The organism is Pseudomonas sp. (assembly GCF_049300855.1).
In the GTDB taxonomy this organism is placed as follows: Bacteria; Pseudomonadota; Gammaproteobacteria; order Pseudomonadales; family Pseudomonadaceae; genus Aquipseudomonas.
Map to the genome: position 1 here is coordinate 150,403 of NZ_JBAQKH010000023.1, position 21,476 is coordinate 171,878.

18 protein-coding genes are annotated in these 21,476 nt (G+C 60.2%); 11 read left to right on the forward strand and 7 right to left on the reverse strand.

From position 1 onward, the window contains the following. Positions 1-31: 31 nt before the first annotated feature. The 5 genes from aldA to WA225_RS08545 all read left to right on the forward strand — a co-directional run bounded on the left by aldA (position 32) and on the right by WA225_RS08545 (position 6,560). Positions 32-1,456: an aldehyde dehydrogenase gene (aldA, locus tag WA225_RS08525; RefSeq protein ID WP_422607631.1), complete on the forward strand. Its 1,425-nt coding sequence runs from the start codon at positions 32-34 to the stop codon at positions 1,454-1,456. Between the two features lie 82 nt (positions 1,457-1,538). After that, positions 1,539-2,858 (forward strand): MFS transporter, encoded by a 1,320-nt coding sequence (locus tag WA225_RS08530; RefSeq protein ID WP_422607600.1) that lies wholly within the window; start codon positions 1,539-1,541, stop codon positions 2,856-2,858. 1 nt (position 2,859) lies between these two features. Continuing rightward, positions 2,860-4,077: a mandelate racemase/muconate lactonizing enzyme family protein gene (locus WA225_RS08535; RefSeq protein ID WP_422607601.1), complete on the forward strand. Its 1,218-nt coding sequence runs from the start codon at positions 2,860-2,862 to the stop codon at positions 4,075-4,077. Between the two features lie 161 nt (positions 4,078-4,238). Next, complete coding sequence (locus WA225_RS08540; RefSeq protein ID WP_422607602.1) at positions 4,239-5,852, forward strand: GMC family oxidoreductase; 1,614 nt, start codon at positions 4,239-4,241, stop codon at positions 5,850-5,852. 102 nt (positions 5,853-5,954) lie between these two features. Further along, the gene (locus tag WA225_RS08545; protein WP_422607603.1) at positions 5,955-6,560 is read left to right on the forward strand and encodes a DUF6338 family protein; all 606 of its coding nucleotides are present in this window, start codon (positions 5,955-5,957) and stop codon (positions 6,558-6,560) included. 139 nt (positions 6,561-6,699) lie between these two features. Here the strand turns inward: WA225_RS08545 and WA225_RS08550 are convergent, their stop codons facing one another. After that, positions 6,700-7,599: a LysR substrate-binding domain-containing protein gene (locus WA225_RS08550; RefSeq protein WP_422607604.1), complete on the reverse strand. Its 900-nt coding sequence runs from the start codon at positions 7,597-7,599 to the stop codon at positions 6,700-6,702. Positions 7,600-7,718: 119 nt separating this feature from the next. On the opposite strand from WA225_RS08550, the gene WA225_RS08555 reads away from it, so the two are divergent. Further along, positions 7,719-9,086 (forward strand): MFS transporter, encoded by a 1,368-nt coding sequence (locus tag WA225_RS08555; RefSeq protein ID WP_422607605.1) that lies wholly within the window; start codon positions 7,719-7,721, stop codon positions 9,084-9,086. Positions 9,087-9,116: 30 nt separating this feature from the next. Beyond that, positions 9,117-10,391, forward strand: coding sequence for a glucarate dehydratase family protein (locus WA225_RS08560; protein WP_422607606.1), 1,275 nt, complete (start codon positions 9,117-9,119; stop codon positions 10,389-10,391). 111 nt (positions 10,392-10,502) lie between these two features. Here WA225_RS08560 and WA225_RS08565 read toward each other — a convergent pair whose 3' ends face one another. Beyond that, positions 10,503-11,387 (reverse strand): LysR substrate-binding domain-containing protein, encoded by an 885-nt coding sequence (locus WA225_RS08565; protein WP_422607607.1) that lies wholly within the window; start codon positions 11,385-11,387, stop codon positions 10,503-10,505. Between the two features lie 157 nt (positions 11,388-11,544). Between WA225_RS08565 and ydiJ the strand changes: the two genes are divergently transcribed. Further along, positions 11,545-14,571, forward strand: coding sequence for a D-2-hydroxyglutarate dehydrogenase YdiJ (gene ydiJ, locus WA225_RS08570; RefSeq protein WP_422607608.1), 3,027 nt, complete (start codon positions 11,545-11,547; stop codon positions 14,569-14,571). Here the strand turns inward: ydiJ and WA225_RS08575 are convergent. From WA225_RS08575 to WA225_RS08585, 3 genes are all read right to left on the reverse strand, one after another. Further along, a complete protein-coding gene (locus WA225_RS08575) occupies positions 14,504-15,190 on the reverse strand; it encodes a paraquat-inducible protein A (protein WP_422607609.1) in 687 nt (228 codons plus the stop codon). The two genes, ydiJ and WA225_RS08575, sit on opposite strands and share 68 nt — an antisense overlap. After that, entirely contained in the window at positions 15,187-15,783 is a 597-nt protein-coding gene (locus tag WA225_RS08580; protein WP_422607610.1) for a paraquat-inducible protein A, read from the reverse strand. The genes WA225_RS08575 and WA225_RS08580 overlap by 4 nt, the downstream gene beginning before the upstream one ends. Positions 15,784-16,059: 276 nt before the next feature. Continuing rightward, the gene (locus WA225_RS08585; protein ID WP_422607611.1) at positions 16,060-17,451 is read right to left on the reverse strand and encodes an aldehyde dehydrogenase family protein; all 1,392 of its coding nucleotides are present in this window, start codon (positions 17,449-17,451) and stop codon (positions 16,060-16,062) included. 103 nt (positions 17,452-17,554) lie between these two features. Between WA225_RS08585 and ptrR the strand changes: the two genes are divergently transcribed. The 3 genes from ptrR (at position 17,555) to WA225_RS08600 (ending at position 19,764) form a co-directional block, all read left to right on the forward strand. Further along, complete coding sequence (ptrR, locus tag WA225_RS08590; RefSeq protein WP_422607632.1) at positions 17,555-18,433, forward strand: putrescine utilization regulator PtrR; 879 nt, start codon at positions 17,555-17,557, stop codon at positions 18,431-18,433. 83 nt (positions 18,434-18,516) lie between these two features. Next, positions 18,517-19,197: a M24 family metallopeptidase gene (locus WA225_RS08595; RefSeq protein WP_422607612.1), complete on the forward strand. Its 681-nt coding sequence runs from the start codon at positions 18,517-18,519 to the stop codon at positions 19,195-19,197. A 138-nt stretch (positions 19,198-19,335) separates the two neighbouring features. Continuing rightward, positions 19,336-19,764 (forward strand): TOBE domain-containing protein, encoded by a 429-nt coding sequence (locus WA225_RS08600; protein ID WP_077573316.1) that lies wholly within the window; start codon positions 19,336-19,338, stop codon positions 19,762-19,764. 60 nt (positions 19,765-19,824) lie between these two features. Here the strand turns inward: WA225_RS08600 and WA225_RS08605 are convergent, their stop codons facing one another. Together WA225_RS08605 and WA225_RS08610 are read right to left on the reverse strand one after the other, a co-directional pair. Further along, a complete protein-coding gene (locus WA225_RS08605) occupies positions 19,825-20,448 on the reverse strand; it encodes a glutathione S-transferase family protein (RefSeq protein WP_422607613.1) in 624 nt (207 codons plus the stop codon). A gap of 1 nt (position 20,449) precedes the next feature. Next, positions 20,450-21,358 carry a LysR substrate-binding domain-containing protein gene (locus WA225_RS08610; protein ID WP_422607614.1) on the reverse strand — a complete coding sequence of 303 codons (909 nt, stop codon included), beginning with the start codon at positions 21,356-21,358 and terminating at the stop codon, positions 20,450-20,452. Between the last annotated feature and the right edge of the window lie 118 nt (positions 21,359-21,476).

Sequence of the window (21,476 nt, forward strand, 5' to 3'; positions counted from 1 at the left end):
CATTGATAAAAACAAACGATGGGCGATGCACATGCGAACCGAGCGAAATTTTGTTAACGGCCAATTCATCGAGCCTGCCAGCGCGGCGCTGATCGCGGTCTACAACCCGGCCACCGAAGCGTTGCTCGGCCATGTGTCGGGTGCCACCGCCGAGGAGGCCATCGCGGCGGTCGATGCGGCGGCAGCGGCACAAAAGGTCTGGGGCAAACTCACCAGCATCGAGCGCGCCGAACACCTGCGGGCCTTTGCCGCCGCCCTTGAAGATCGCGCCGAAGCCATCGGTGCCGCACTGGCCGCCGAGTCCGGCAAAAGCGTCAGCGATGCCAGCAACGAAGCCCGTTACGCCGCGCAGATCACTCGCTACCACGCCGAGTGGGCGCGGCGCATCGAAGGCGAAATCATCCCCAGCGACAGCCCTGACGAAAACCTGTTTCTGCACCGCGAACCTATTGGCGTCGTTGCCTGCCTGATCCCGTTCAACTACCCGGTCTACACCTTGCTGCGCAAAATCGCCCCGGCGCTGATTGCCGGCAACACCGTGGTGGTGCGTCCCAGCAACAACACACCGACCTCAGCATTCGAAATTGCCCAAGCGGTGCAGCAATCGGGCATGCCGGCCGGTGTGATCAACATCCTGACCATGGATCACGCCACGGCGGCGGCCGTCTGCACCCATAAAGCCGTGGGCCTGATTACCTTGACCGGCAGCGTCAACGCCGGGCGCATCGTCCTCGACTATTGCAAGGCGAACATCGCCAAGCCGTCGCTGGAACTGGGCGGCAAGACTCCGGCGATCATCGAAGCAGACGCCGACCTGGAAGCGGCCGCGAGCGCGATCATCGCTTCGAAAACCACTCATTGCGGGCAGTTGTGCACGGCGGTCGAGCGCGTCTACGTGCAGGAAAGCGTCTACGAGCGATTCCTCGCGTTGCTCAAGGCGAAAATCGCTGAAGTGAAATTCGGCGATCGCGCCACCGATGCCAGCCTGATGGGCCCACTGGTCAACGCCAGTTCGCAGCAGAACATTCACGCCATGGTCGAGCGCGCCATCGCTGCCGGCGCGACGCTCGAAAGCGGTGGTGTGTTGCCGCAAGGGCCGGGGCATTTCTATCCGCCGACGCTGCTCAGCGGTTGCCGTCAGGACATGGAAATCGTCCAGGAAGAAGTTTTCGGTCCGGTGCTGCCAGTGCTCAAGTACCGCGACATTGATGAAGCGCTGGCGATGGCCAACGACCATCAGTTCGGTCTGTCATCGGTGCTCTACACCGAGAACTACCGCACCGCACAGAAAGTCGCCAACGCCATCGAAGCCGGCGAACTGTACGTCAACCGCACCCCGGCGGATCCGTATCAGGGCTACCACGCCGGCTGGAAACGCTCGGGCCTGGGAGGCGATGACGGCAAGCACGGCATGCTCGAATTCACCCAGACCCGACTCGTGGTCATGAAGTACTGATCCACCGCAATACGCCTCACGCTGCACCTATAAAAACAATTATCAGGGGCGCCCGGAGCACGGGCTGCCCGAGGTCACTTCAATGTCCAAGCATGCATCCTCTGCTGCCGCTGTTCAGGGTTCCACGTCGGCTGTAAACAGCCAGAGCGACAAGGGAAGTCGCTATTTCCAATTGATGTTGCTGGTGCTCGCCGCCGGCGCGATCTATCCGATTCTCTATCTTCGTCAGGTCTATCAAACGACCATGCTCGAGGTGTTCCAGATCAACCACAGCGAGCTGGGTTATCTGTACTCGATGCTTGGCACGATCTTCCTGCTCAGCTACTTGCCGAGCGGCTGGCTTGCCGACCGCATCGCACCGCGCTTTCTGATTTTCTTCTCGCTGGTGGCCACCGGTGCCTTGGGCCTTTGGTACTCGACTGCGCCGTCGATGAGCGGGCTGATGATCATTTTCGGCTGCTGGGGGCTGACCACCGGTTTGACCTTCTGGGCCTCGGTGCTCAAGCGCGTGAAGATGATTGCGCATCACACCGAGCAGGGCCGGTTCTTCGGCATTCTCGACGGTGGTCGCGGCTTGGTCGAAGCGTTGCTGGCGACGGTTGCACTGGGCTTGTTTGCCTTCGCCACTGAGACCCGTGGCGAGTCGACCGCCGAAGGCTTCAGACATGTGGTTTACCTGTACGCCTTCACCTGTATCGCCATCGGTTGTCTGCTGGTGCTGATCAAGGACCCGAAGTCGATGGAAGACACGCCAGCGGTGGAGAAGGGCAAGTTCAACCTGCTCGCCGACCTGACCACGCTGATGAAAATCCCTGAGCTGTGGCTGGTCACTGCCATTGTGTTCTGCGGTTATCACATCTTCTGGGCCACCTACAGTTTCTCCGACTACCTGCAAGGCAGCGGCATGACCGCCGTCATGGCTGGCACGATTACCACGATCAAACTGTGGATGCGTCCGATCGGTGGCATTGGCGGCGGCTGGCTGGGCGACAAGTTCTCGAATATTTCGGTGCTGATCGTCGCGCTGTTGCTGGCGAGTCTGGCGATCGTCGGGCTGATCGTGTTTCCCGCGCTCAACAGCATCGGTCTGTTGATTGCCACGGTGATTTTCATCGGCCTGATGACTTACGCGATTCGCGGTCTGTACTGGGCGATCCTCGACAGTTGCAACATTCCGCTGCGCATCACCGGTCTGGCCATCGGCATCGTCTCGGTGGTCGGCTATATGCCGGATGCCTTTATCCCGCTGATCAACGGCTACCTCACCGAGCACTTTCCCGGCGCCCTTGGCTACAAGCTCTACTTCGGCTACATCGCCACTATCGGTCTGGTCGGCACGCTCGCTGCCGTGACCTTGCGTGCCCGAATCAATCGTCAATCTTCGAAAAAAGCAGGTGCCTGAGATGAAAATCATCGCCCTTGAAACCCATATCGTTGCCGTACCGCCGCCGCACATCGGCGGCATGTACTGGCTGTTCGTCAAACTCAAGACCGATTGCGGGATCGAAGGCGTCGGCGAGATCTACGCCGCGACCTTCGGCCCGAAAGCCATGCTGCCGATCATCGAAGACGTGTTCGAACGCTACCTGCTCAATCAGGATCCGCACCACATCGAACGCTTCTTCCGCCAGGCCTATTCCAGCGGGTTCACCCAGCGTCCCGACCTGACCATGATGGGCGTGGTCAGCGGCCTCGAGATGGCCTGCTGGGACATCATCGGCAAAGCCGCGAACAAACCGGTGTACGAACTGCTCGGCGGCAAGGTCAACGAACGCCTGCGTTCCTACACCTATCTGTACCCGGTCAACAGCCGTGGCGAGTACGACTACGACGACCCGGATCTGGCCGCCGAATGCGCGATAGAGAACATGAACAAAGGCTTCACCGCCGTGAAGTTCGATCCTGCCGGGCCTTACACCGCGTACTCCGGGCACCAGATTTCGCTGGAAGTGCTGGAACGCTGCGAAACCTTCTGCCGCAAGATCCGTGAAGCGGTCGGCGACAAGTGCGACCTGTTGTTCGGCACGCATGGGCAGATGGTGCCGTCGTCGGCGATTCGTCTGGCCAAGCGTCTGGAGAAATACGACCCGCTGTGGTTCGAAGAGCCGGTGCCGCCTGGCCAGGAAGAGGCCATGGCGCAAGTCGCGGCGAAGACCAGCATCCCGATTGCCACTGGTGAGCGCCTGACCACCAAGTACGAATTCTTCAAGCTGTTGCAGGCCGGCGGTGCGTCGATTCTGCAGATGAACGTGGCGCGCTGCGGCGGCCTGCTCGAAGCCAAAAAGATCGCCAGCATGGCCGAGGCCTACTACGCGCAAATCGCCCCGCATCTGTACAACGGGCCGATTGGCGCAGCGGCGAGTTTTCAGTTGGCGACGTGCACGCCGAATTTCCTGATTCAGGAAAGCATCGAGACCTGGGGCGGCTTCCATGCCGAGGTGTTGACCAAACCGTTGCAGTGGGAAGACGGCTACATCATCCCGTCGACCGAGCCGGGGCTTGGGGTCGAGCTGAACATGGACGTGGTGCGCCGACATTCGCCGTACACCGGCGAGCGTCTGCACTTGCAGATGTCGCCGACTCCGGCGGATGTCAAAGACACCTCGCCAGCCAGAGGCTGACACAGGCTTTGATTGCTAAGCCAATCCCCTGTGGGAGTGAGCTTGCTCGCGAAAGCGGAGTGTCAGGCAATAAAAATGCAAGCTGATAGGCCGCCTTCGCGAGCAAGCTCGCTCCCACAAGGGCGGCGAATTTTGTATAACGACTTACGCGGTAACCGTGCATGACATACGACTACATCATCGCTGGCGCTGGCGCCGCTGGCTGCGTGCTGGCCAACCGGCTCTCGGCCTCGGGCAAACACACCGTGCTGTTGCTGGAAGCGGGCGGCAAAGACAGCTCGCTGTGGTTCAAGATCCCGGTCGGCTTCGCCAAAATGTATTACAACCCGACCTTCAACTGGATGTATTACAGCCAGCCACAAAAGCAATTGGGCAACCGTGAAATCTATGCACCGCGCGGCAAAGTGCAGGGCGGTTCCGGGTCGATCAACGCGATGATCTACGTGCGCGGCCAGGCTCACGATTTTGATGATTGGGCCGCCAACGGCAACGACGGCTGGGGCTTCAAGGACGTGTTGCCGTACTTCCGCAAACTGGAAAACCACCCGCTGGGCGACAGCGAATATCACGGTGGCAGCGGCCCGATCAGTATTACGCCGATGAAGGGCCAGACTCACCCGATCTGCGATGTGTTTCTTGCGGGCTGCGCTGAACTCGGCTATCCGCGCAGTGAAGATTTCAACGGTGCGAAGTTCGAAGGCGCAGGCCTCTATGACGTCAACACGAAGAACGGTCAACGTTGCTCCAGCAGCTTCGCCCATCTGCATCCGGCACTGAAACGGCCAAACCTGACGGTCGAGCATTACGCGCTGGTCGATCGGGTGTTGTTTGACGATGCGCAGAAACGTGCGACGGGCATCTCGATTACTCAGCATGGCGTGGTACGAACCTTCACCGCACGCAAGGAAGTGATCCTGTGCGCCGGCGCGGTCGACACGCCGAAGATCCTGCAACTGTCCGGCGTCGCGGACAGCGCGTTGCTGGTCAGGCACGGCATTCCTCTGGTCAGACACCTGCCGGCCGTGGGGCAGAACCTGCAGGATCACCTGTGCGCCAGCTATTACTACAAGGCCAATATCCCGACGCTCAATGATGAGCTGAGTTCGCTGTTCGGTCAGTTCAAACTCGGCGTGAAATACCTGCTGACCCGCAAGGGCGCCCTGGCCATGAGCGTCAATCAGGCCGGTGGTTTTTTCCGTGGCGACGCGCAGCAGGATCACCCGAATCTGCAGTTGTATTTCAATCCGCTGTCTTACCAGATCCCGAAAAACAACAAGGCCAGCCTCAAGCCCGAGCCGTATTCCGGCTTCCTGCTGTGCTTCAACCCGTGTCGGCCGACCAGCCGTGGGCATATCGAGATCGCCTCGAAGAATCCGCGCGATGCGACGCTGATCGATCCGAACTACCTGAGCACGCAAAAGGACATCGACGAGGTCATTCAGGGCAGTCGCCTGATGCGCAAGATCATGAACGCCCCGGCGCTCAAGAGCATCACGGTAGATGAGGTTTTACCGGGGCCAGCGGTGGAAACGGACGAGCAGATGTTGCAGTACTTCCGCGACAACTGCGGCTCGATCTATCACCTCTGTGGTTCGTGTGCGATGGGCGCAGACGAGCAAACGTCGGTGGTCGACAAGCGCCTGAAGGTGCATGGTCTTGACGGGTTGCGGATTGTTGATGCGTCGATCTTTCCGAACGTGACGTCGGGCAATACGCATGCGGCGGTGTTGATGGTGGCGGAGAAGGGCGCGGATCTGATTTTGCAGGATGCGTAATGAGTGGTGACAGTTGCGCGTGAGGGTTTTCAGCCGTGTGCACTAGGCTTTTGAGGGGCGGTCGATAGTCAGGTCGGCCGGTCTTTCAAGGAGCCACGGATCATGGATGATCTGGTCAAAGAAGTTATTCCGCTGTTGCAATACCTGATTCCCGGTTTTTTGTCGGCGTGGATTTTTTATTCGCTGACGGCTTTCAAACGACCCGATACGTTTGGACAGATCGTGCAGGCGTTGATTTTTACGTTTGTAATTCAGGGCGCGGTTTTGGGGGTTGGGGCAATTTGTCTGTGGGTGGGCTCGAAAGGATTTTCTGTAGGGCAGTGGGACGCTCGGGCGGAAGCGTTGTGGGCATTTATTGTTTCAGTATGTCTCGCCGGGCTTTTCTGTTATTTGGCTTCAAACGGGAGGCTGTATGCGCTGCTACGCAAGCGAAATCTGACACGTAAAAACTCTCATCCCAACGAGTGGTACAGCGCTTTTGAGAGGCACGATCGCCTTGTCACTTTGCATCTGAGTGATGAGCGGCGATTGTTTGGCTGGCCTTTGGAGTGGCCCTCCGGCCCTACGGAAGGGCAGTTCATCGTATTGAATCCACGCTGGCTTGGCGATGATGGCCTGGCGCTCCCTTTTGGCGCTGAATTATTGGTGATAGATTCGTCGAAAGTTCAGTGGGTCGAATTCAGTTTCGTCGATGAGGTTTTATCATGAGTGCAAAAGAACCAAAACCTATTCCACCTCACATTGCGCGCCTCTTTGTCGGCCCGGACGGTAAGCAACTGGCAAAAACGTTGGTTAAAGGGCCCAGTGCGCCTCCACCGCCAAAGCGCTGATTAGCGCCGCCAGTCTCTTAACCCCAGCCCTCAGCCACCGCCCGGCGAATTGCTTCCAGCAACATCGCAAACGCCGGGTTGTCGTTGTTCTCCCGCCAGATCAGATGCAGTTCGCTCTGCACCCCTTCGCCCAGATCGATATCGCGAAACACTACATTTTTGAACACCACACTGGTGGCACAACGCGGCACCAGCGCCAGGCCCATCCCGGCATTCACCAGTGCCAGAATCGTCAGCGACGACCCCAACCACTGCACGTAATCCGGCGCGACCCGAGCCGAGCGCAGCATGCCGGTCAGCAGTTCGTTGAACGGCGGATAGGCAGCGTGGGAGTACATCAGGAACGGCTGTTTATCCAGATCACTGACCGTCACTTCCGCCGCCATCGCCAAGGGATGACCACTCGGCACCGCCAGTACAAACGGCTCACGCACCAGGCATTCAGTCGCATAGCCCGGCTCGAGTAATGGCGCACGGGCGATGCCCAGATCGATGCGGCGCGCGCGCAGGGCTTCGTGCTGCTGGTAAGTGTTCATCTCCGACAGATCGATTTTCACCTGCGGCTGTTTCAGTCGCGCCTCGGCGATGACCTTGGGCAAAAATTCATACACCGCGCTGCCGACAAAACTGATGTTCACCGTACCAATGTCGCCCTCGGCAAACCGCCGGGCGGTGACTGCCGCTTGTTGCGCGCGCTCCAGCAGGTTCTGTGCTTCGATGAAGAATGCGCGGCCCGCTGCGGTGAGAGCGACGCTGCGAGTGCTGCGGGTAAACAGCTCGACACCGAGGTGATGTTCCAGCAACTGGATCTGCCGGCTCAGCGGCGGCTGCGTCATGTTCAGCCGCTCGGCGGCACGGCGAAAGTTGAGTTCGGTGGCGACGGTGGTGAAGCAACGCAGTTGGGTCAGTTCGAACATTGATCTAATCCAGGTATCAATCGAATGCCAAGTTAGATTAGACGGGATCAATGATCGCCGTCCATGATCGACTCTATCGCTTCACGCCATCCCTAAAAAAACAAGATCGGGAGTCGCCCTTGAAAACCCTCCAGAGTCCGCTGGACGTCACGGTTCTCGCCCGTGCCGCCGCCAAGGTCAAGCGCCACGTGCTGCCGTTGTTCGTGGTGATGTTCATCGTCAACTACATCGATCGGGTCAACATCGGTTTCGTGCGCAGTCACATGGAAACCGATCTGGGTATTGGCGCGGCGGCTTACGGCCTCGGCGCCGGATTGTTCTTCGTTGGCTACGCGCTGTTCGAAGTGCCGTCCAACATGCTCCTGCAACGTTACGGCGCGCGGGTCTGGCTGACGCGGATCATGTTCACCTGGGGCGCCGCTGCCATGGCCATGGCCTTCGTCAAAGGTGAAACCAGTTTTTACGTGCTGCGCTTTATTCTCGGTGCGGCGGAGGCGGGGTTCTTCCCGGGGATCATTTACTACTTCACGCAGTGGCTGCCGGCCTCCGAGCGCGGCAAGACCATGGCGGTGTTTCTCAGCGGCTCGGCGATTGCTTCGGTGATCTCCGGCCCGGTCTCCGGTGCGTTGCTGCACGTCAGCGGGTTGGGCCTGCATGGCTGGCAGTGGATGTTCTTGATCGAGGGCGCGGCGTCGGTGGTGCTTTGCGCGTTTGTCTGGTTCTGGCTGCAATCGCATCCGCGTCAGGCCAAGTGGCTGAGTGAAGAGGAGCGCGAAGCCCTGGTCGCGGCAATTGCCGAAGAACAGCGGGCCCGTGAAGCGGTGCAGATCGCCAAACCGTCGATGTTCAAACTGTTGGCGGACCGGCAGATTGCGCTGTTCTGTTTCATCTATTTTTCCATTGCCCTGACCATTTATGGCGCGACGTTCTGGCTGCCGAGCATGATCAAGAAGATGGGCAACCTCGGAGACTTCCAGGTCGGCCTGCTCAATTCGATTCCGTGGATCATTTCGATTGTCGCCATGTACGGCTTTGCGGCGATGGCCGGCAAGTGGAAGTTCCAACAGGCGTGGGTCGCGCTGACGCTGGTGATTGCGGCGATCGGCATGTTCATGTCGACCACTGGCGGCCCCATTTTTGCCTTCGTCGCCATCTGCTTCGCCGCCATCGGTTTCAAGGCAGCATCGGCATTGTTCTGGCCGATTCCACAAAGCTATCTGGATGCGCGCATCGCTGCGGCGGTGATCGCCCTGATCAACTCCATCGGCAACCTCGGCGGCTTCGTTGCGCCGACCGCATTCGGTTTTCTTGAGCAAACCACCGGTTCGATCGAAGGTGGTCTGTATGGTCTGGCCGGCACTTCGCTGGTCGCCGCTGTGGTGATTTTCTTCGCCCGCACGGCGCCGGGCGCCAAAGGTAAAACCCCGGCAAAGCCGCATGACGAGGCCGCCGTTGTCGCGACGGCCAGCCCGGCCGCGAGCCATTGAATTGATTGTTGATCTGTCAGGAGCGTTATCTTGAAAATCACCCGCGTTACCGTGACCCCGATTGCCTTTCGTGATCCGCCACTGCTTAACGCCAGCGGCATTCACGAACCCTTTGCCCTGCGTTCGATCATCGAGATCGAGAGCGACAACGGTTACATCGGCCTCGGCGAAAGCTATGGCGATGCCCCGGCGCTGGCAATCCAGCAGCAGTTGCAGGCGCAACTGATCGGCCTCGACCCGTTCAACCTCAACCAGTTGCGCGCCATCGTGCAGGCCACCGTTGCCGCGAACAAACCTGCCAGTGTTGCCGGCGCTGAACTGGCGCCCGGTTCCCACGCCAGCAAAGCGGTGAGCAATGCTTACTCGGCATTCGAAGTAGCGTTCCTCGATTTGCAGGCGCATTACCTGAACGTGCCGCTGGTGGATTTGCTCGGCGGTGCGATCCGTGAGGAGGTGCCGTTCAGCGCTTACCTGTTCTTCAAGTACGCGCAGCATGTCGATTCGCCGTACAAACCGGACAATTGGGGCGAGGCGCTCAGCGAGCAGCAAATCGTCGCGCAGGCCGCACGGATGATCGAGGCGTACGGTTTCAAAAGCATCAAACTCAAGGCCGGTACGTTGCCGCCGGAGCATGAAGTGGCGTGCATCAAGGCGCTGAAAAAAGCCTTTCCGGGTTATCCGCTGCGCATCGACCCCAACGGCAACTGGTCGCTGGAAACGTCAATTCGCATGGCCGAATTGCTCGGCGATGATCTGCAGTATTACGAGGATCCGACCCCGGGCCTCGACGGCATGGCCGAGTTGCACAAGCGCACCGGTCTGCCGCTGGCGACCAATATGGTGGTCACCGATTTCGACGAATTCCGTCGCAGCGTCGCGCAGAACAGTGTGCAGATCGTGCTTGCCGATCACCATTACTGGGGCGGTCTGCGCGACACGCAAACGCTGGCGAAGATGTGCGATGTGTTTGGCCTCGGTGTGTCGATGCATTCCAACTCACACTTGGGCATCAGCCTGATGGCAATGGCGCATGTGGCGGCGGCGGTGCCGAATCTGGATTACGCCTGCGACACGCATTACCCGTGGCAGGAACCGGATGAAGAGGTGATCAAGGGTGGCAAGCTGCCGATTGTCGATGGCTGCGTGAAGATCAGCCGGGCGCCGGGGCTTGGGCTGGAACTGGATCAGGAGCAGTTGGGCAAGCTGCATGATCAGTACCTGACGTGCGGGATTCGTCAGCGTGATGATGTGCGGCAGATGCAGCGCTATAAGCCGGACTGGAGGGCGGTCAAGCCACGGTTTTGAGGTTGCCCATGCTGGCCTCTTCGCGAGCAAGCTCGCTCCCACATTTGATCTGTGGCGTTCACAAATCCTTTGTGGGAGCGAGCTTGCTCGCGAAAAGGGGCGACTCATTCTTCAGAGTGTATGCACCAGCCAATCGCGAAACGCTTTCAGCGACGGCAAATTCTCATTGCGCGGCGGATACACCAGGTAATAGCTGCGCCGACTGGTAATCGGCGCGCCCAGTTGCAGCAACTCGCCGCTGAGCAATTCATCCTCGACCAGAATCCTTGGCACCAACCCCACGCCAATATTCGCCCGCACCGCCTGAATCAAGTGCGAGGTCATTTCAAAGCTCGGCCCGATGCGCATGCTGCGGTGCGGCAAACCGTGATGGCTGAACCATTCCGCCCACGCCTGCGCATTGCTGCTGACATTGAGCAGCAGTTGCCCGGCGATATGCTGTTGCGCGTCGGCGCGCTCGGCTTCGGACAATTGCGCACTGGCAATCACCACCAGTTCTTCCGTGTGCAAGGGCAGGGCCGTCAGCCCCGGCCACTCACCGCCACCGACACAGATGGCCGCATCGATTTCGCTGGTATCGAAGTCAATCGCTTCGATACGCGAATGCAGATGCACGGTCATGCCCGGGTGCGCGGTGTAGAAATCCTTCAGGCGCGGCAGCAACCATTTCGAACCAAAAGTCGGCAGCGTCGCCAGGCGCAAACTGTGAATGCCGGAACCAAACGCCATCGCCTGCAAGGTTGCACTGCGAATCTGCCCCAGCGCCTCGGACAGTTCGCGCTGATACATGCGTCCGACATCGGTCAGCACCACTTGCCGGCCTTCGCGGCTGAACAAACGCATGCCAAGCATCTTCTCGAGAATCTGCACCTGACGGCTGACCGCACTCTGCGTCAGCGACAGTTCATGGGCGGCGCGGGTGTAGCTTTCGTGGCGCGCGGCCGCCTCAAAGGCCAGCAATAACGACATGGAAGGGGTGAGCGTGCGCGGATTCATTCGTAAAAGTCATCAATAGCGGGTCGAATTTACGGTTGTCCCGGCGTTCGCCAGCAATGAACATGGGCACCATGAGATGGCGGAGCCTGACGCAATCATTCGTTGCGTACAACTGTTCACCGCCACGCGGCCCGATTTGACCGAGATAACCTGACCGATGATTGCCCAGCTGTTCCCCGCCAAAGCCCTGACCAGCGATTACCAGCAGTTCCTCAAAGCCCTGAAGGCCAGCGGCTTTCGCGGTGAAATCAGCGCCGATTACGCCAGCCGCGTGGTGCTCGCGACCGACAACTCGATCTATCAGCGTCTGCCGCAAGCAGCAGTATTTCCGCTGGATGCCGATGACGTGGCGCGGGTGGCGCGACTGATCGCCGAACCGGCGTACCAGCAAGTGGTGATTACTCCGCGCGGCGGTGGCACCGGCACCAACGGCCAGTCGCTGACTGACGGCATCGTCGTCGACCTGTCGCGGCACATGAACCGCATCCTCGAAATCAACGTTGAGGAGCGTTGGGTACGTGTCCAGGCCGGGGTGGTCAAGGACCAGCTCAATGCCGCGCTGAAATCCGCCGGGCTGTTTTTCGCCCCGGAACTGTCGACCTCCAACCGCGCCACCGTCGGCGGCATGATCAACACCGACGCCAGCGGCCAGGGCAGTTGCACCTACGGCAAGACCCGCGACCATGTGCTCGCGCTCGACATGATCCTGCGCGGCGGCGAACGTCTGCACGGTCAGCCGCTGGAAGAGCGCGAACTGCAAGCGCTGTGCGCCCGGGAAGATCGCGTCGGCGCGGTCTATCGCTGTGCGCGGCAGATCATTGATGAGCAGGGCGAACTGATCAAAGCGCGCTTTCCCGATCTCAATCGCTGCCTGACCGGTTATGACCTCGCGCACCTGCGTGAGGCGGACAACCGCTTCAACCTCAACAGCGTGCTCTGCGGTGCTGAAGGCTCGCTGGGTTTTGTGGTCGAGGCGCGATTGAACGTGCTGCCGATTCCCAAACACACGATGCTGGTGAACATCCGCTACGCCGGGTTCATGGACGCGTTGCGCGATGCGCGGGCGTTGATGGCGCTCAAGCCGTTGTCGATTGAAACCGTCGACTCGAAAGTCTTGTTGCTGGCGATGCAGGACATCGTCTGGCACGGCGTCGCCGAATATTTCCCGGAAAGCCCCGAGCGGCCGACGCTGGGTATCAACCTGGTGGAGTTCTGCGGCGACGATCCCCAAGAGCTGCAGCGCCGGGTCGAGGCGTTTGTCGAGCACCTGAGCAGCGACCGCACGGTCGAGCGTTTGGGCCACACCCTGGCGGTCGGACATGCGGCGGTGAACAAGGTCTACGGCATGCGCAAACGTGCGGTAGGCCTGCTCGGTAACGTCGCCGGAGAAGCGCGGCCGCAGCCGTTTGTCGAAGACACCGCCGTACCGCCGCAGCACCTGGCCGAATATATTGCCGAACTGCGCGACCTGCTCGACAGCCACGGTTTGCAGTACGGCATGTTCGGCCACGTCGATGCCGGTGTGTTGCACGTGCGGCCGATCCTCGACATGAAAGACCCGCAGGAAGCGGCATTGGTGCGTCCGGTGTCCGATGGCGTTGCGGCGCTGACTCAGCGTTATGGCGGGCTGTTGTGGGGCGAGCACGGTAAAGGTCTGCGCTCGGAATACTCACCGGCATTCTTCGGTGAGTTGTATCCGGCGCTGCAAGCGCTGAAGGCTGCATTCGACCCGTTCAACCAGTTCAATCCGGGCAAAATCGCCACGCCGGCCAACACTGACGCGGCGTTGCTGAAAATCGATGAAGTCACTTTGCGCGGTGAACTCGACCGGCAGATCGACGAGAAGGTCTGGCAGAGCTACGGCGCCGCCATGCACTGCAACGGCAATGGCGCCTGCTACAACTTCGATCCTGACGACGCGATGTGCCCGTCGTGGAAAGCCACCCGCGAACGTGCGCAATCGCCCAAGGGCCGCGCCTCGTTGATTCGCGAGTGGCTGCGTTTGCAGGGCGAGGCGGGCGTTGACGTGTTGTCCGAGGCGATTCGCCAACCGGCATTTTTCAGCTCGTTGTGGCAGCGCTGGCGTAACAGTCGTTCGGCTTCTGCGGACTTCTCCCATGAAGTCTACGACGCCATGGCCGGTTGCCTGGCCTGCAAATCCTGCGCGGGGCAGTGCCCGGTGAAGGTCAATGTGCCGGAGTTTCGCTCGCGCTTTCTGGAGTTGTATCACAGCCGTTATCTGCGCCCGGCGCGGGATTATCTGATTGCCTCGCTGGAGTACAGCATTCCGTACATGGCGCGGATTCCGGCGCTGTACAACGGCTTGATGGGCGCTGCATGGGTTCGCGGATTGCTGGAACGGGCCGGCGGCATGATCGACGTGCCGTTGCTCAGTCGTTTTGATTTCCATGCGGCGATGCGCCGTTGGCAGGTGCAACCGGCGACGGTTTCCACCTTGTCGGCGCTGACCCCGGCGCAACGTGAGCGCAGCGTGGTCATCGTGCAGGACGCCTTTACGCGTTACTTCGAAGCGCCGCTGTTGGCCGATCTGGTCGAGCTGATTTCGCGCCTTGGCTATCAGGTGTATCTGGCGCCATTCAGCGCCAATGGCAAGCCGTTGCACGTGCAGGGCTTCCTCTCGGCGTTCAACCGCGCGGCGTTGCGCAACGCCCGGCAGTTACGTGAATTGGCCGATGTGGGAGTGCCGTTGTTGGGCCTCGATCCGGCGATGACGTTGGTCTATCGCCAGGAATATCTGAAAGTGCCGGGAATGGAGCTGTGCCCGGAAGTGGCGCTGGTGCAGGAGTGGTTGCTCAAGGTGATGCCGACGCAGGCAGCGCAGGACAAAACCGCGTCGTTCCGCCTGCTCGCCCATTGCACCGAGAAAACCAACGCGCCGGCCGCGACCCGTCAGTGGGAGCAGGTCTTCGAACGCGCAGGTTTGCAGTTGGCGACGCAGGCCACCGGTTGCTGCGGCATGTCCGGCACTTACGGCCACGAGGCGCGCAATCGCCAAACCTCAGCGGTGATTTACGAGCAGTCGTGGGTACGTCAGGTCCAGGCGCCAGCCGAGCAGGGCGAAGCACTGGCGACCGGTTATTCCTGCCGCAGTCAGGTCAAGCGCCAGTCGGATCAGGCACTGCGTCATCCGTTGCAGGTGTTGCTTGAGGTTCTGCGTCGCTGAGGTCGCCGCCGCTGTCCTTGTCCCAGATCAGGCGCGGATCGAAACTCATCGCCGCGAGCATGGTGAACACCACGACCAGGCCGAAAAACAGAATGCCCGGTCGTGGCTCGATATCGCCCAGCGCCTGAAACTTCACCAGCGCCGCGACCAGCGCCACCACCAACACGTCGAGCATCGACCAATAGCCGATCAGCTCGACGAAGCGGTACAGCTTCGAGCGTTCCTTGCGCGCCCAGGCGCTGTCGCGTTGCACGGTCGTCAGCAGTAACGTCAGGGCGACGAACTTGATTCCCGGCACCGCGATACTGGCGATGAAAATGATCAGGGCGATGTCCCACGCGCCAGCCTCCCAGAACTCCAGCACGCCGCTCATGATTGTGCTGTCGGCGCCATTGCCGAGCATCACCGTATTCATCACCGGCAGCAGATTGGCCGGCACGTAAAACGCCAGGGCGGCGAACATGTAGGCCCAGGTGCGCGTCAGCGAATTGGTCTTGCGTCGATGCAACGGGGCGTCGCAACGCGGGCACTCATGCGGCTCGTCGCTCATGTCGCAGGCCAGCCCGCAGCTGTGGCACAGGCACAGGTTGAGTTCGCTGGCGGTCGGTGGGCGTTTCATAGAATGTCCCAGAGGTCGCGGATGTCGCGGCCGGCAATCCTGATCATCATCAAACTCAGTGCCGCCAGCGCAAACAGGCCGATGCCGGGCAACACATCGAGCAGTCCGGCGAGTTTGAACACCGCCACCATAGCGCCAAGCAAACATACTTCGAGCATGCTCCACGGGCGCAGGGTTTCCAGCCAGCGCATGCACACCTTAAAGCCCGGCGCGCGTTGCGATGACAGGGCGAAACTCAGTACCCAGACCAGCAGCACCAGTTGAAATGCCGGGGCAATGATGATTGCAATGGCTGCAACCATGGCGATAAAGGTAATCGGCCCCTGACTCAGCGCCAGCACCGAATCCCACAGCGTCGCGCTGTTTTTCAGGCCCTTCATGCTGATGCTCATCACCGGATAGAAATTGGCGAACAGCCACAGCATCGCCGCGGTGAACGTCAGCGCCAGGCGCTGTTCGACGGTCAAACCGTTGAAGCGCTGCAGCACGCCGCCGCAACGCACGCAGAGCGACTTTTGATGTTTGGCGAGCACGGTTTTTTCGTACACGCAATCGCAGTGCTCGCAGATGATCAGGTGTTCGGTGTTGACCATGGACAACGCTCGACAGCAGGACCTGATCACTATAGACGCTCCCACCGGGGGCGATGAGTTATTGGCTGCGAGCGAAGTCGATGAACGCCTTCAGCGCTGCCGGCACAGGTGTTCGCTGACCATGTCCCACAATGACTGTAAACACGAATGCCGCACACCCTGGAACCCTGTGGGAGCTGGCTTGCCAGCGATGGGGCCAGTGCATCAACCTCTACATCGCTTGACACACCGCTATCGCGAGCAGGCTCGCTCCCACCGGTTTTTCCGGTGTCTGGATTATTTGCGATCGAGCCACACGGTTTGTGCGTTGCAGAACTCGCGCACGCCGAAGTGCGACAGTTCACGGCCGAAACCGCTTTTCTTCACGCCACCAAAAGTCACGCGTGGATCGCTGGCGGAGTAGCCGTTGATGAACACGCCGCCGGTGTCCAGTTCGCTGGTCAGTTGCTGGGCCAGTGCCACGTTGGCGGTGTAGATCGTTGCGGTCAGGCCGAACTCGCTGTCGTTGGCCAAGGCCACGGCGTGGGCGCAATCGCGGGCGGTGATGATCGAGGCGACCGGGCCGAACAGTTCCTGTTTGAACGAGGTCATGCGGTCGGTGACATCGGCCAGCACGGTCGGCTCGTAGTAGTTGCCTGAGCCTTCGGACTTGCCGCCGCCGAGCAGCAGGGTGGCGCCTTCTTCCAGGGTGTCGCGCACTTGCTGGTCGAGTTCATCGCGCAGGTCGAAACGTGCCATCGGACCGATGTAGGTCTCGGCGGACAGCGGATCACCGACCTTCAACTGGCGCGTGGCTTCGACGAACTTGCGGGTGAATTCTTCAACCACACCTTCTTCGATGATCAGCCGTTTCGCGGCGGCGCAGACCTGACCGGAGTTCTGGTAGCGACCAATGACCGCCGCTTGTACCGCCTCATCCAGATCGGCGTCGTTGAGCACGATGAACGGGTCGGAGCCGCCGAGTTCCAGCACGCATTTCTTCAGTGCAGCACCAGCCTGAGCGCCGATGGCCATACCGGCACGCACGCTACCGGTCAGGGTCACGGCGGCGATACGCGAGTCGGCGATGGCAGTGGAAACGCCTTCCGGGGTGACGTTGATCACTTCAAACACGCCATCGGCGAAACCTGCGCGAGTAAACGCGTCGCGCAGCAGATAGGCACTGCCCATCACGTTCGGCGCGTGCTTGAGCACGTAAGTATTGCCGGCGATCAGCGCTGGAACCGCGCCGCGCAGCACTTGCCAGATCGGGAAGTTCCACGGCATCACCGCGAGGATCGGGCCGAGCGGACGGTATTCGATACGCGCCTTGCCACCTTCAACCTGAGTCGGTTCGGCGTCGAGCATGGCCGGGCCGTGTTCGGCGTACCACTCGCAGAGCTTCGCGCATTTCTCTATTTCGCCACGGGCCTGGGCGATGGGCTTGCCCATTTCCTGGGTGATCATCGTGGCCATGGCCTCGCTGGTTTCCCGCAGCGCAGCGGCCAGCGCGGTCAACAGGCGCGAACGATCCTGCAGCGGCTTGCGTTTCCACTTGCCGAAACCATAAGCGGCGCGGGTCAGCGCGGCGTCGAGGGCTTGCGCGGATTCAAACGCGTAGTGACCGATCTGCTCGCCAGTGGCGGGGTTGATCGAAATGGCGTGGGTCTGGCTGGAAATCTGGCTCATGGCGTCGTCCTGCATGTTCGTCGGATGAGCCTAGAGTAGGGTGGTGTTTGTTTTCTGGAAACTGAATAATAAAGATCGTTTCTTTCACGATTGGAGAATGACTGTGGATCTGGTGCAGCTGGAAATCTTCAAAGCCGTTGCCGAACACGGCAGCATCAGCTCCGCCGCCACGCAGATCCATCGCGTGCCGTCGAACCTGACCACGCGGATCAAGCAACTTGAACAGGATCTGGGCGTTGATCTGTTTATCCGCGAGAAAAGCCGTCTGCGCTTGTCACCGGCGGGGTGGAGTTTTCTTGAATATGCGCGGCGGATTCTCGATCTGGTGCAGGAAGCCCGGGCCACAGTGGCGGGCGAAGAACCGCAAGGCGCGTTTCCCTTGGGTTCGCTGGAAAGCACCGCAGCGGTGCGCATTCCCGAGTTGCTCGCGGCGTATAACCAATTGCACCCGAAAGTCGATCTCGACCTGTCCACCGGGCCATCCGGGACGATGATCGAGGGCGTGCTTTCCGGGCGTCTGGCCGCAGCATTCGTCGATGGCCCGGTGCTGCACCCAACCCTGGAAGGCGTGCCGGCGTTCGAAGAAGAAATGGTCATCATCGCGCCGCTCAATCACGCCCCGGTCAAGCGCGCGACGGATGTCAATGGCGAGAACATTTATGCGTTCCGCTCCAACTGCTCCTACCGTCATCACTTTGAAAAGTGGTTCAGCACCGACGCCGCCGTGCCGGGCAAGATCTTCGAAATGGAGTCCTATCACGGCATGCTCGCGTGTGTCAGCGCCGGCGCTGGGCTGGCGCTGATGCCGCGCAAAATGTTGCAGAGCATGCCCGGCAGCGCGACCGTCAGCGTCTGGCCATTGGCAGCGGACTTTCGCTTTCTGACCACTTGGCTGGTGTGGCGGCGGGGCACGGTGTCGCGCAGTTTGAGCATGTTTGTGCGTCTGCTTGAAGAGCGCGGCGTGGTACGTGCAGAAGAGTAATTGACACGTTGTGTCATGACTGTATCTTTGTTGCCGTTTCGCAATATAAAAAACTATACAGCGCAGCCATGAGGAACACACAAATGACCACAGCCCTGAGCGAGAAAACAGCCCTGAACGGCAAAGAAGCCGTCGGCGAACGGTTTGTGCTGGAAACCATGCGCCATGCCCAGCAACTGACCTGGAAAGCCGTCGACGCCATTGCCGCGGTGATCAAACCGGGCATGCTCGAATCCGCAGCGACGTCGCGTGGCAAGGAAATCCTCGCCGAACTGGGCATGGACCGCATCTGGCACCCGCTGCTGATCCGCTTTGGCGCCAACACGCTGAAGACTTTCAAACAGCGTTCTGACGGCGATCCGGTGTTGGGCGAAGAGGATATTTTCTTCATCGATATGGGTGTGGTCTGGCAGGGCCATGAAGGTGACGCGGGCGCGACTTACACCACCGGTTCTGATCCGGAAATGATCGCTTGCGCGGCAGCGGCAAAGGAGCTGTTCGATCGGGTCGAAGCCTTCTGGCGTCAGGGCGTTTCCGGGGTGGAGCTTTATCGCTATGCCAGCGATCAGGCCGAGGCAATGGGCTGGGTGTTGAACCTGAATATCAAGGGCCATCGGGTCAGCGACTTTCCTCATGCGATTCACCGGGGCGGCGATCTGGGTGACTTCGATCAGGCGCCGCATGCGGGCGTGTGGATTCTGGAAATCCAGATCGCCCATCCGTCGCGGCCGTTTGGCGCTTTCTATGAGGATCTGTTGATCTGAGCCGTGCCGATTCTTCGCGGCGTGCTTTTATGTAGGGGCGTGACAACAGAGCGCAGCGCTGTAGTTGTTTTTATATAGCGTCAACTTTGATGATGCGTGCCGTTTCCTAACTCCAAAGTCAAAAACAGGACGTCCAATATGAAAGTCAGCGCACGCAACGTATTCAAAGGCAAAGTCAGCAATGTTCAGGCAGGTGCCGTCAACGCCGAAGTGGTACTGACCCTGGCTGGCGGTGAGCAGTTGGTTGCGGTCGTGACCATGGAAAGCATCAAGAACCTCGGGATCGCCGTCGGCAAAGAAGCCGTCGCGCTGGTCAAGGCGCCATGGGTCATGCTGATGACCGAATCCAGTGACATTCGCCTGTCGGCGCGCAACTGCCTGGAAGGTAAAGTGCTGAGCGTGACCGATGGCGCGGTCAACGCCGAAGTGGTCATCGAACTGGCCGGTGGTTCGAAGGTTTACTCGATCGTGACCCGCGATGCCGTTGCTGAACTGGGCCTGGCCAAAGGCGTCAGTGCTACCGCAGTGATCAAGGCTTCGCACATCATTCTGGGCGTGCCAGCCTGATAAGCTGATCAGGTAAATAAAACCTCTGCTCTCGAGATTCGGGATCAGAGGTTTTTTGCGTTATGGCGTACCGTTTCGCCCGTACAGGCGATAGCCTTCGCGTTGGTTCAAGCGATCATAGTAGGCGCTGACAGCGGGCAGGCGAGGATGCTTCAGCGGCGTTTCGAACCAGCGATTCACCGACAGCCCAATCGGGATATCTGCCAGTGAAAACTCTTCGCCACTGACGTAAGCACCGGTCGATTGCAACTGTCGATCAAGGATCTGCATGTTCTTCGACCATTCTTCGATCCCTACGGCGAGCGCAGCGCTGTCCTGATAATCCGGCGACTTGCGCACCAGTGACATCAGCGGATACGACCACGAGCGATTCAGTTCCGAAGCCTGCCAGTCGATCCACTGGTCGATCCGCGCCCGGGCCACCGGCTCAAGCGGATACAGAGGCGTGCCGCCATAGCGCGACACCAGATAACGAATGATCGTGTTCGATTCCCACAGGGTGAAATCCCCGTCCTGAATCACCGGCACCATGGCGCAGGGATTCAAGGCGAGGAACGCCGGCGTATTCGTCGATTTGAACCCCGAGCCCCAGTCTTCGCGCTCAAAGGGAATGTGCAGTTCCGCGCAGGTCCATAGCACTTTGCGCACGTTGATCGATGAGGCCTTACCGAGTATTCGCAACATGTCATTGCTCTGAAAGGGTGGGTGATTGTTCGAGTGCGCTGGCGAGAAAGTCGGCAAACGCGCGCGCTGCCAGTCGTGTCGCGCGGCCCATGGGGAAATAGGCGTGAACCGGCAGGTCGGCCATTTTCCATGTCGGCAACAGTTGCAGCAGCGTGCCGTCGTGCAATTCCTGCGCACAGGCCCATGACGTGGTCGAGGTGACACCCAAGCCACCCACGGCAGCCGCCAACGCGCCGGCGGTGTCGTTCACCGAAATCTGCGCGCTCAGGCTCACAGAGGTGATTTCACCGTCGCGCTCGAATTGCCACGATGAAGCATGCGCCGACGCCGGGCCGCCGATGATCCGATGCTGTTCAAGGTCTTCGGGGCGTTCCGGTGGACCTGATCGTGCGAGATAAGCGGCAGACGCCACAACGATCCGCTGCATGCTGCCGATCAGTTTTGCCGTGCCGGCCAGATCCGGCAATTTGCCGACCCGAATCCCGACATCGACCGCTTCCTTGACCATGTCCTGCCATTGATCTTCGAGCATCAGTTCCAGGTGCAGTTGCGGGTGACGTTCGGTGAACGCCGACAAGCGCGGAATAATCACGCGAATGGCCATCGTCGAAGGCATGCCGATGCGTAGCAACCCGCGCAGTTCACCGGTTTCGCGCACGCTGTTTTCGGCATCGTCGACGGCGGCGAGGATCGGCTCCATCCGCGCCAGAAACTCCAGGCCCGCCTCGGTCGCCACCACCGCGCGGGTGGTGCGCGACAGCAGCCGAGTGCCGAGGCTGGCTTCCAGCTCGGCGATCATCCGCGACACCTGGGATTGCGTCAGGCCTGCCTCGCGGGCGGCGGCTGAGAAACTGCCCAGGCGCGCGACGCGGGTGTAGAGCCGCAGGCTGTGAAGGTCTTTGAGTGGCATGCCGGTTCCCGTGCGCGCGGAGGATTGATGCTGGATCGAGATAAATCTTAGCCCAATTCACTGGCTACCGAGCATGGATCGGAGGGTTGATATTGGCCACATCGGAAACGCGGCACCG

What these genes read in the sequence shown, in the direction of transcription:
- aldA (WP_422607631.1), top strand. Translation starts at nt 32, where the DNA reads ATGCGAACCGAGCGAAATTTTGTTAACGGCCAATTCATCGAGCCTGCC.
- WA225_RS08530 (WP_422607600.1), top strand. Translation starts at nt 1,539, where the DNA reads ATGTCCAAGCATGCATCCTCTGCTGCCGCTGTTCAGGGTTCCACGTCG.
- WA225_RS08535 (WP_422607601.1), top strand. Translation starts at nt 2,860, where the DNA reads ATGAAAATCATCGCCCTTGAAACCCATATCGTTGCCGTACCGCCGCCG.
- WA225_RS08540 (WP_422607602.1), top strand. Translation starts at nt 4,239, where the DNA reads ATGACATACGACTACATCATCGCTGGCGCTGGCGCCGCTGGCTGCGTG.
- WA225_RS08545 (WP_422607603.1), top strand. Translation starts at nt 5,955, where the DNA reads ATGGATGATCTGGTCAAAGAAGTTATTCCGCTGTTGCAATACCTGATT.
- WA225_RS08550 (WP_422607604.1), bottom strand. Translation starts at nt 7,599, where the DNA reads ATGTTCGAACTGACCCAACTGCGTTGCTTCACCACCGTCGCCACCGAA.
- WA225_RS08565 (WP_422607607.1), bottom strand. Translation starts at nt 11,387, where the DNA reads ATGAATCCGCGCACGCTCACCCCTTCCATGTCGTTATTGCTGGCCTTT.
- ydiJ (WP_422607608.1), top strand. Translation starts at nt 11,545, where the DNA reads ATGATTGCCCAGCTGTTCCCCGCCAAAGCCCTGACCAGCGATTACCAG.
- WA225_RS08575 (WP_422607609.1), bottom strand. Translation starts at nt 15,190, where the DNA reads ATGAAACGCCCACCGACCGCCAGCGAACTCAACCTGTGCCTGTGCCAC.
- WA225_RS08580 (WP_422607610.1), bottom strand. Translation starts at nt 15,783, where the DNA reads ATGGTCAACACCGAACACCTGATCATCTGCGAGCACTGCGATTGCGTG.
- WA225_RS08585 (WP_422607611.1), bottom strand. Translation starts at nt 17,451, where the DNA reads ATGAGCCAGATTTCCAGCCAGACCCACGCCATTTCGATCAACCCCGCC.
- WA225_RS08595 (WP_422607612.1), top strand. Translation starts at nt 18,517, where the DNA reads ATGACCACAGCCCTGAGCGAGAAAACAGCCCTGAACGGCAAAGAAGCC.
- WA225_RS08600 (WP_077573316.1), top strand. Translation starts at nt 19,336, where the DNA reads ATGAAAGTCAGCGCACGCAACGTATTCAAAGGCAAAGTCAGCAATGTT.
- WA225_RS08605 (WP_422607613.1), bottom strand. Translation starts at nt 20,448, where the DNA reads ATGTTGCGAATACTCGGTAAGGCCTCATCGATCAACGTGCGCAAAGTG.
- WA225_RS08610 (WP_422607614.1), bottom strand. Translation starts at nt 21,358, where the DNA reads ATGCCACTCAAAGACCTTCACAGCCTGCGGCTCTACACCCGCGTCGCG.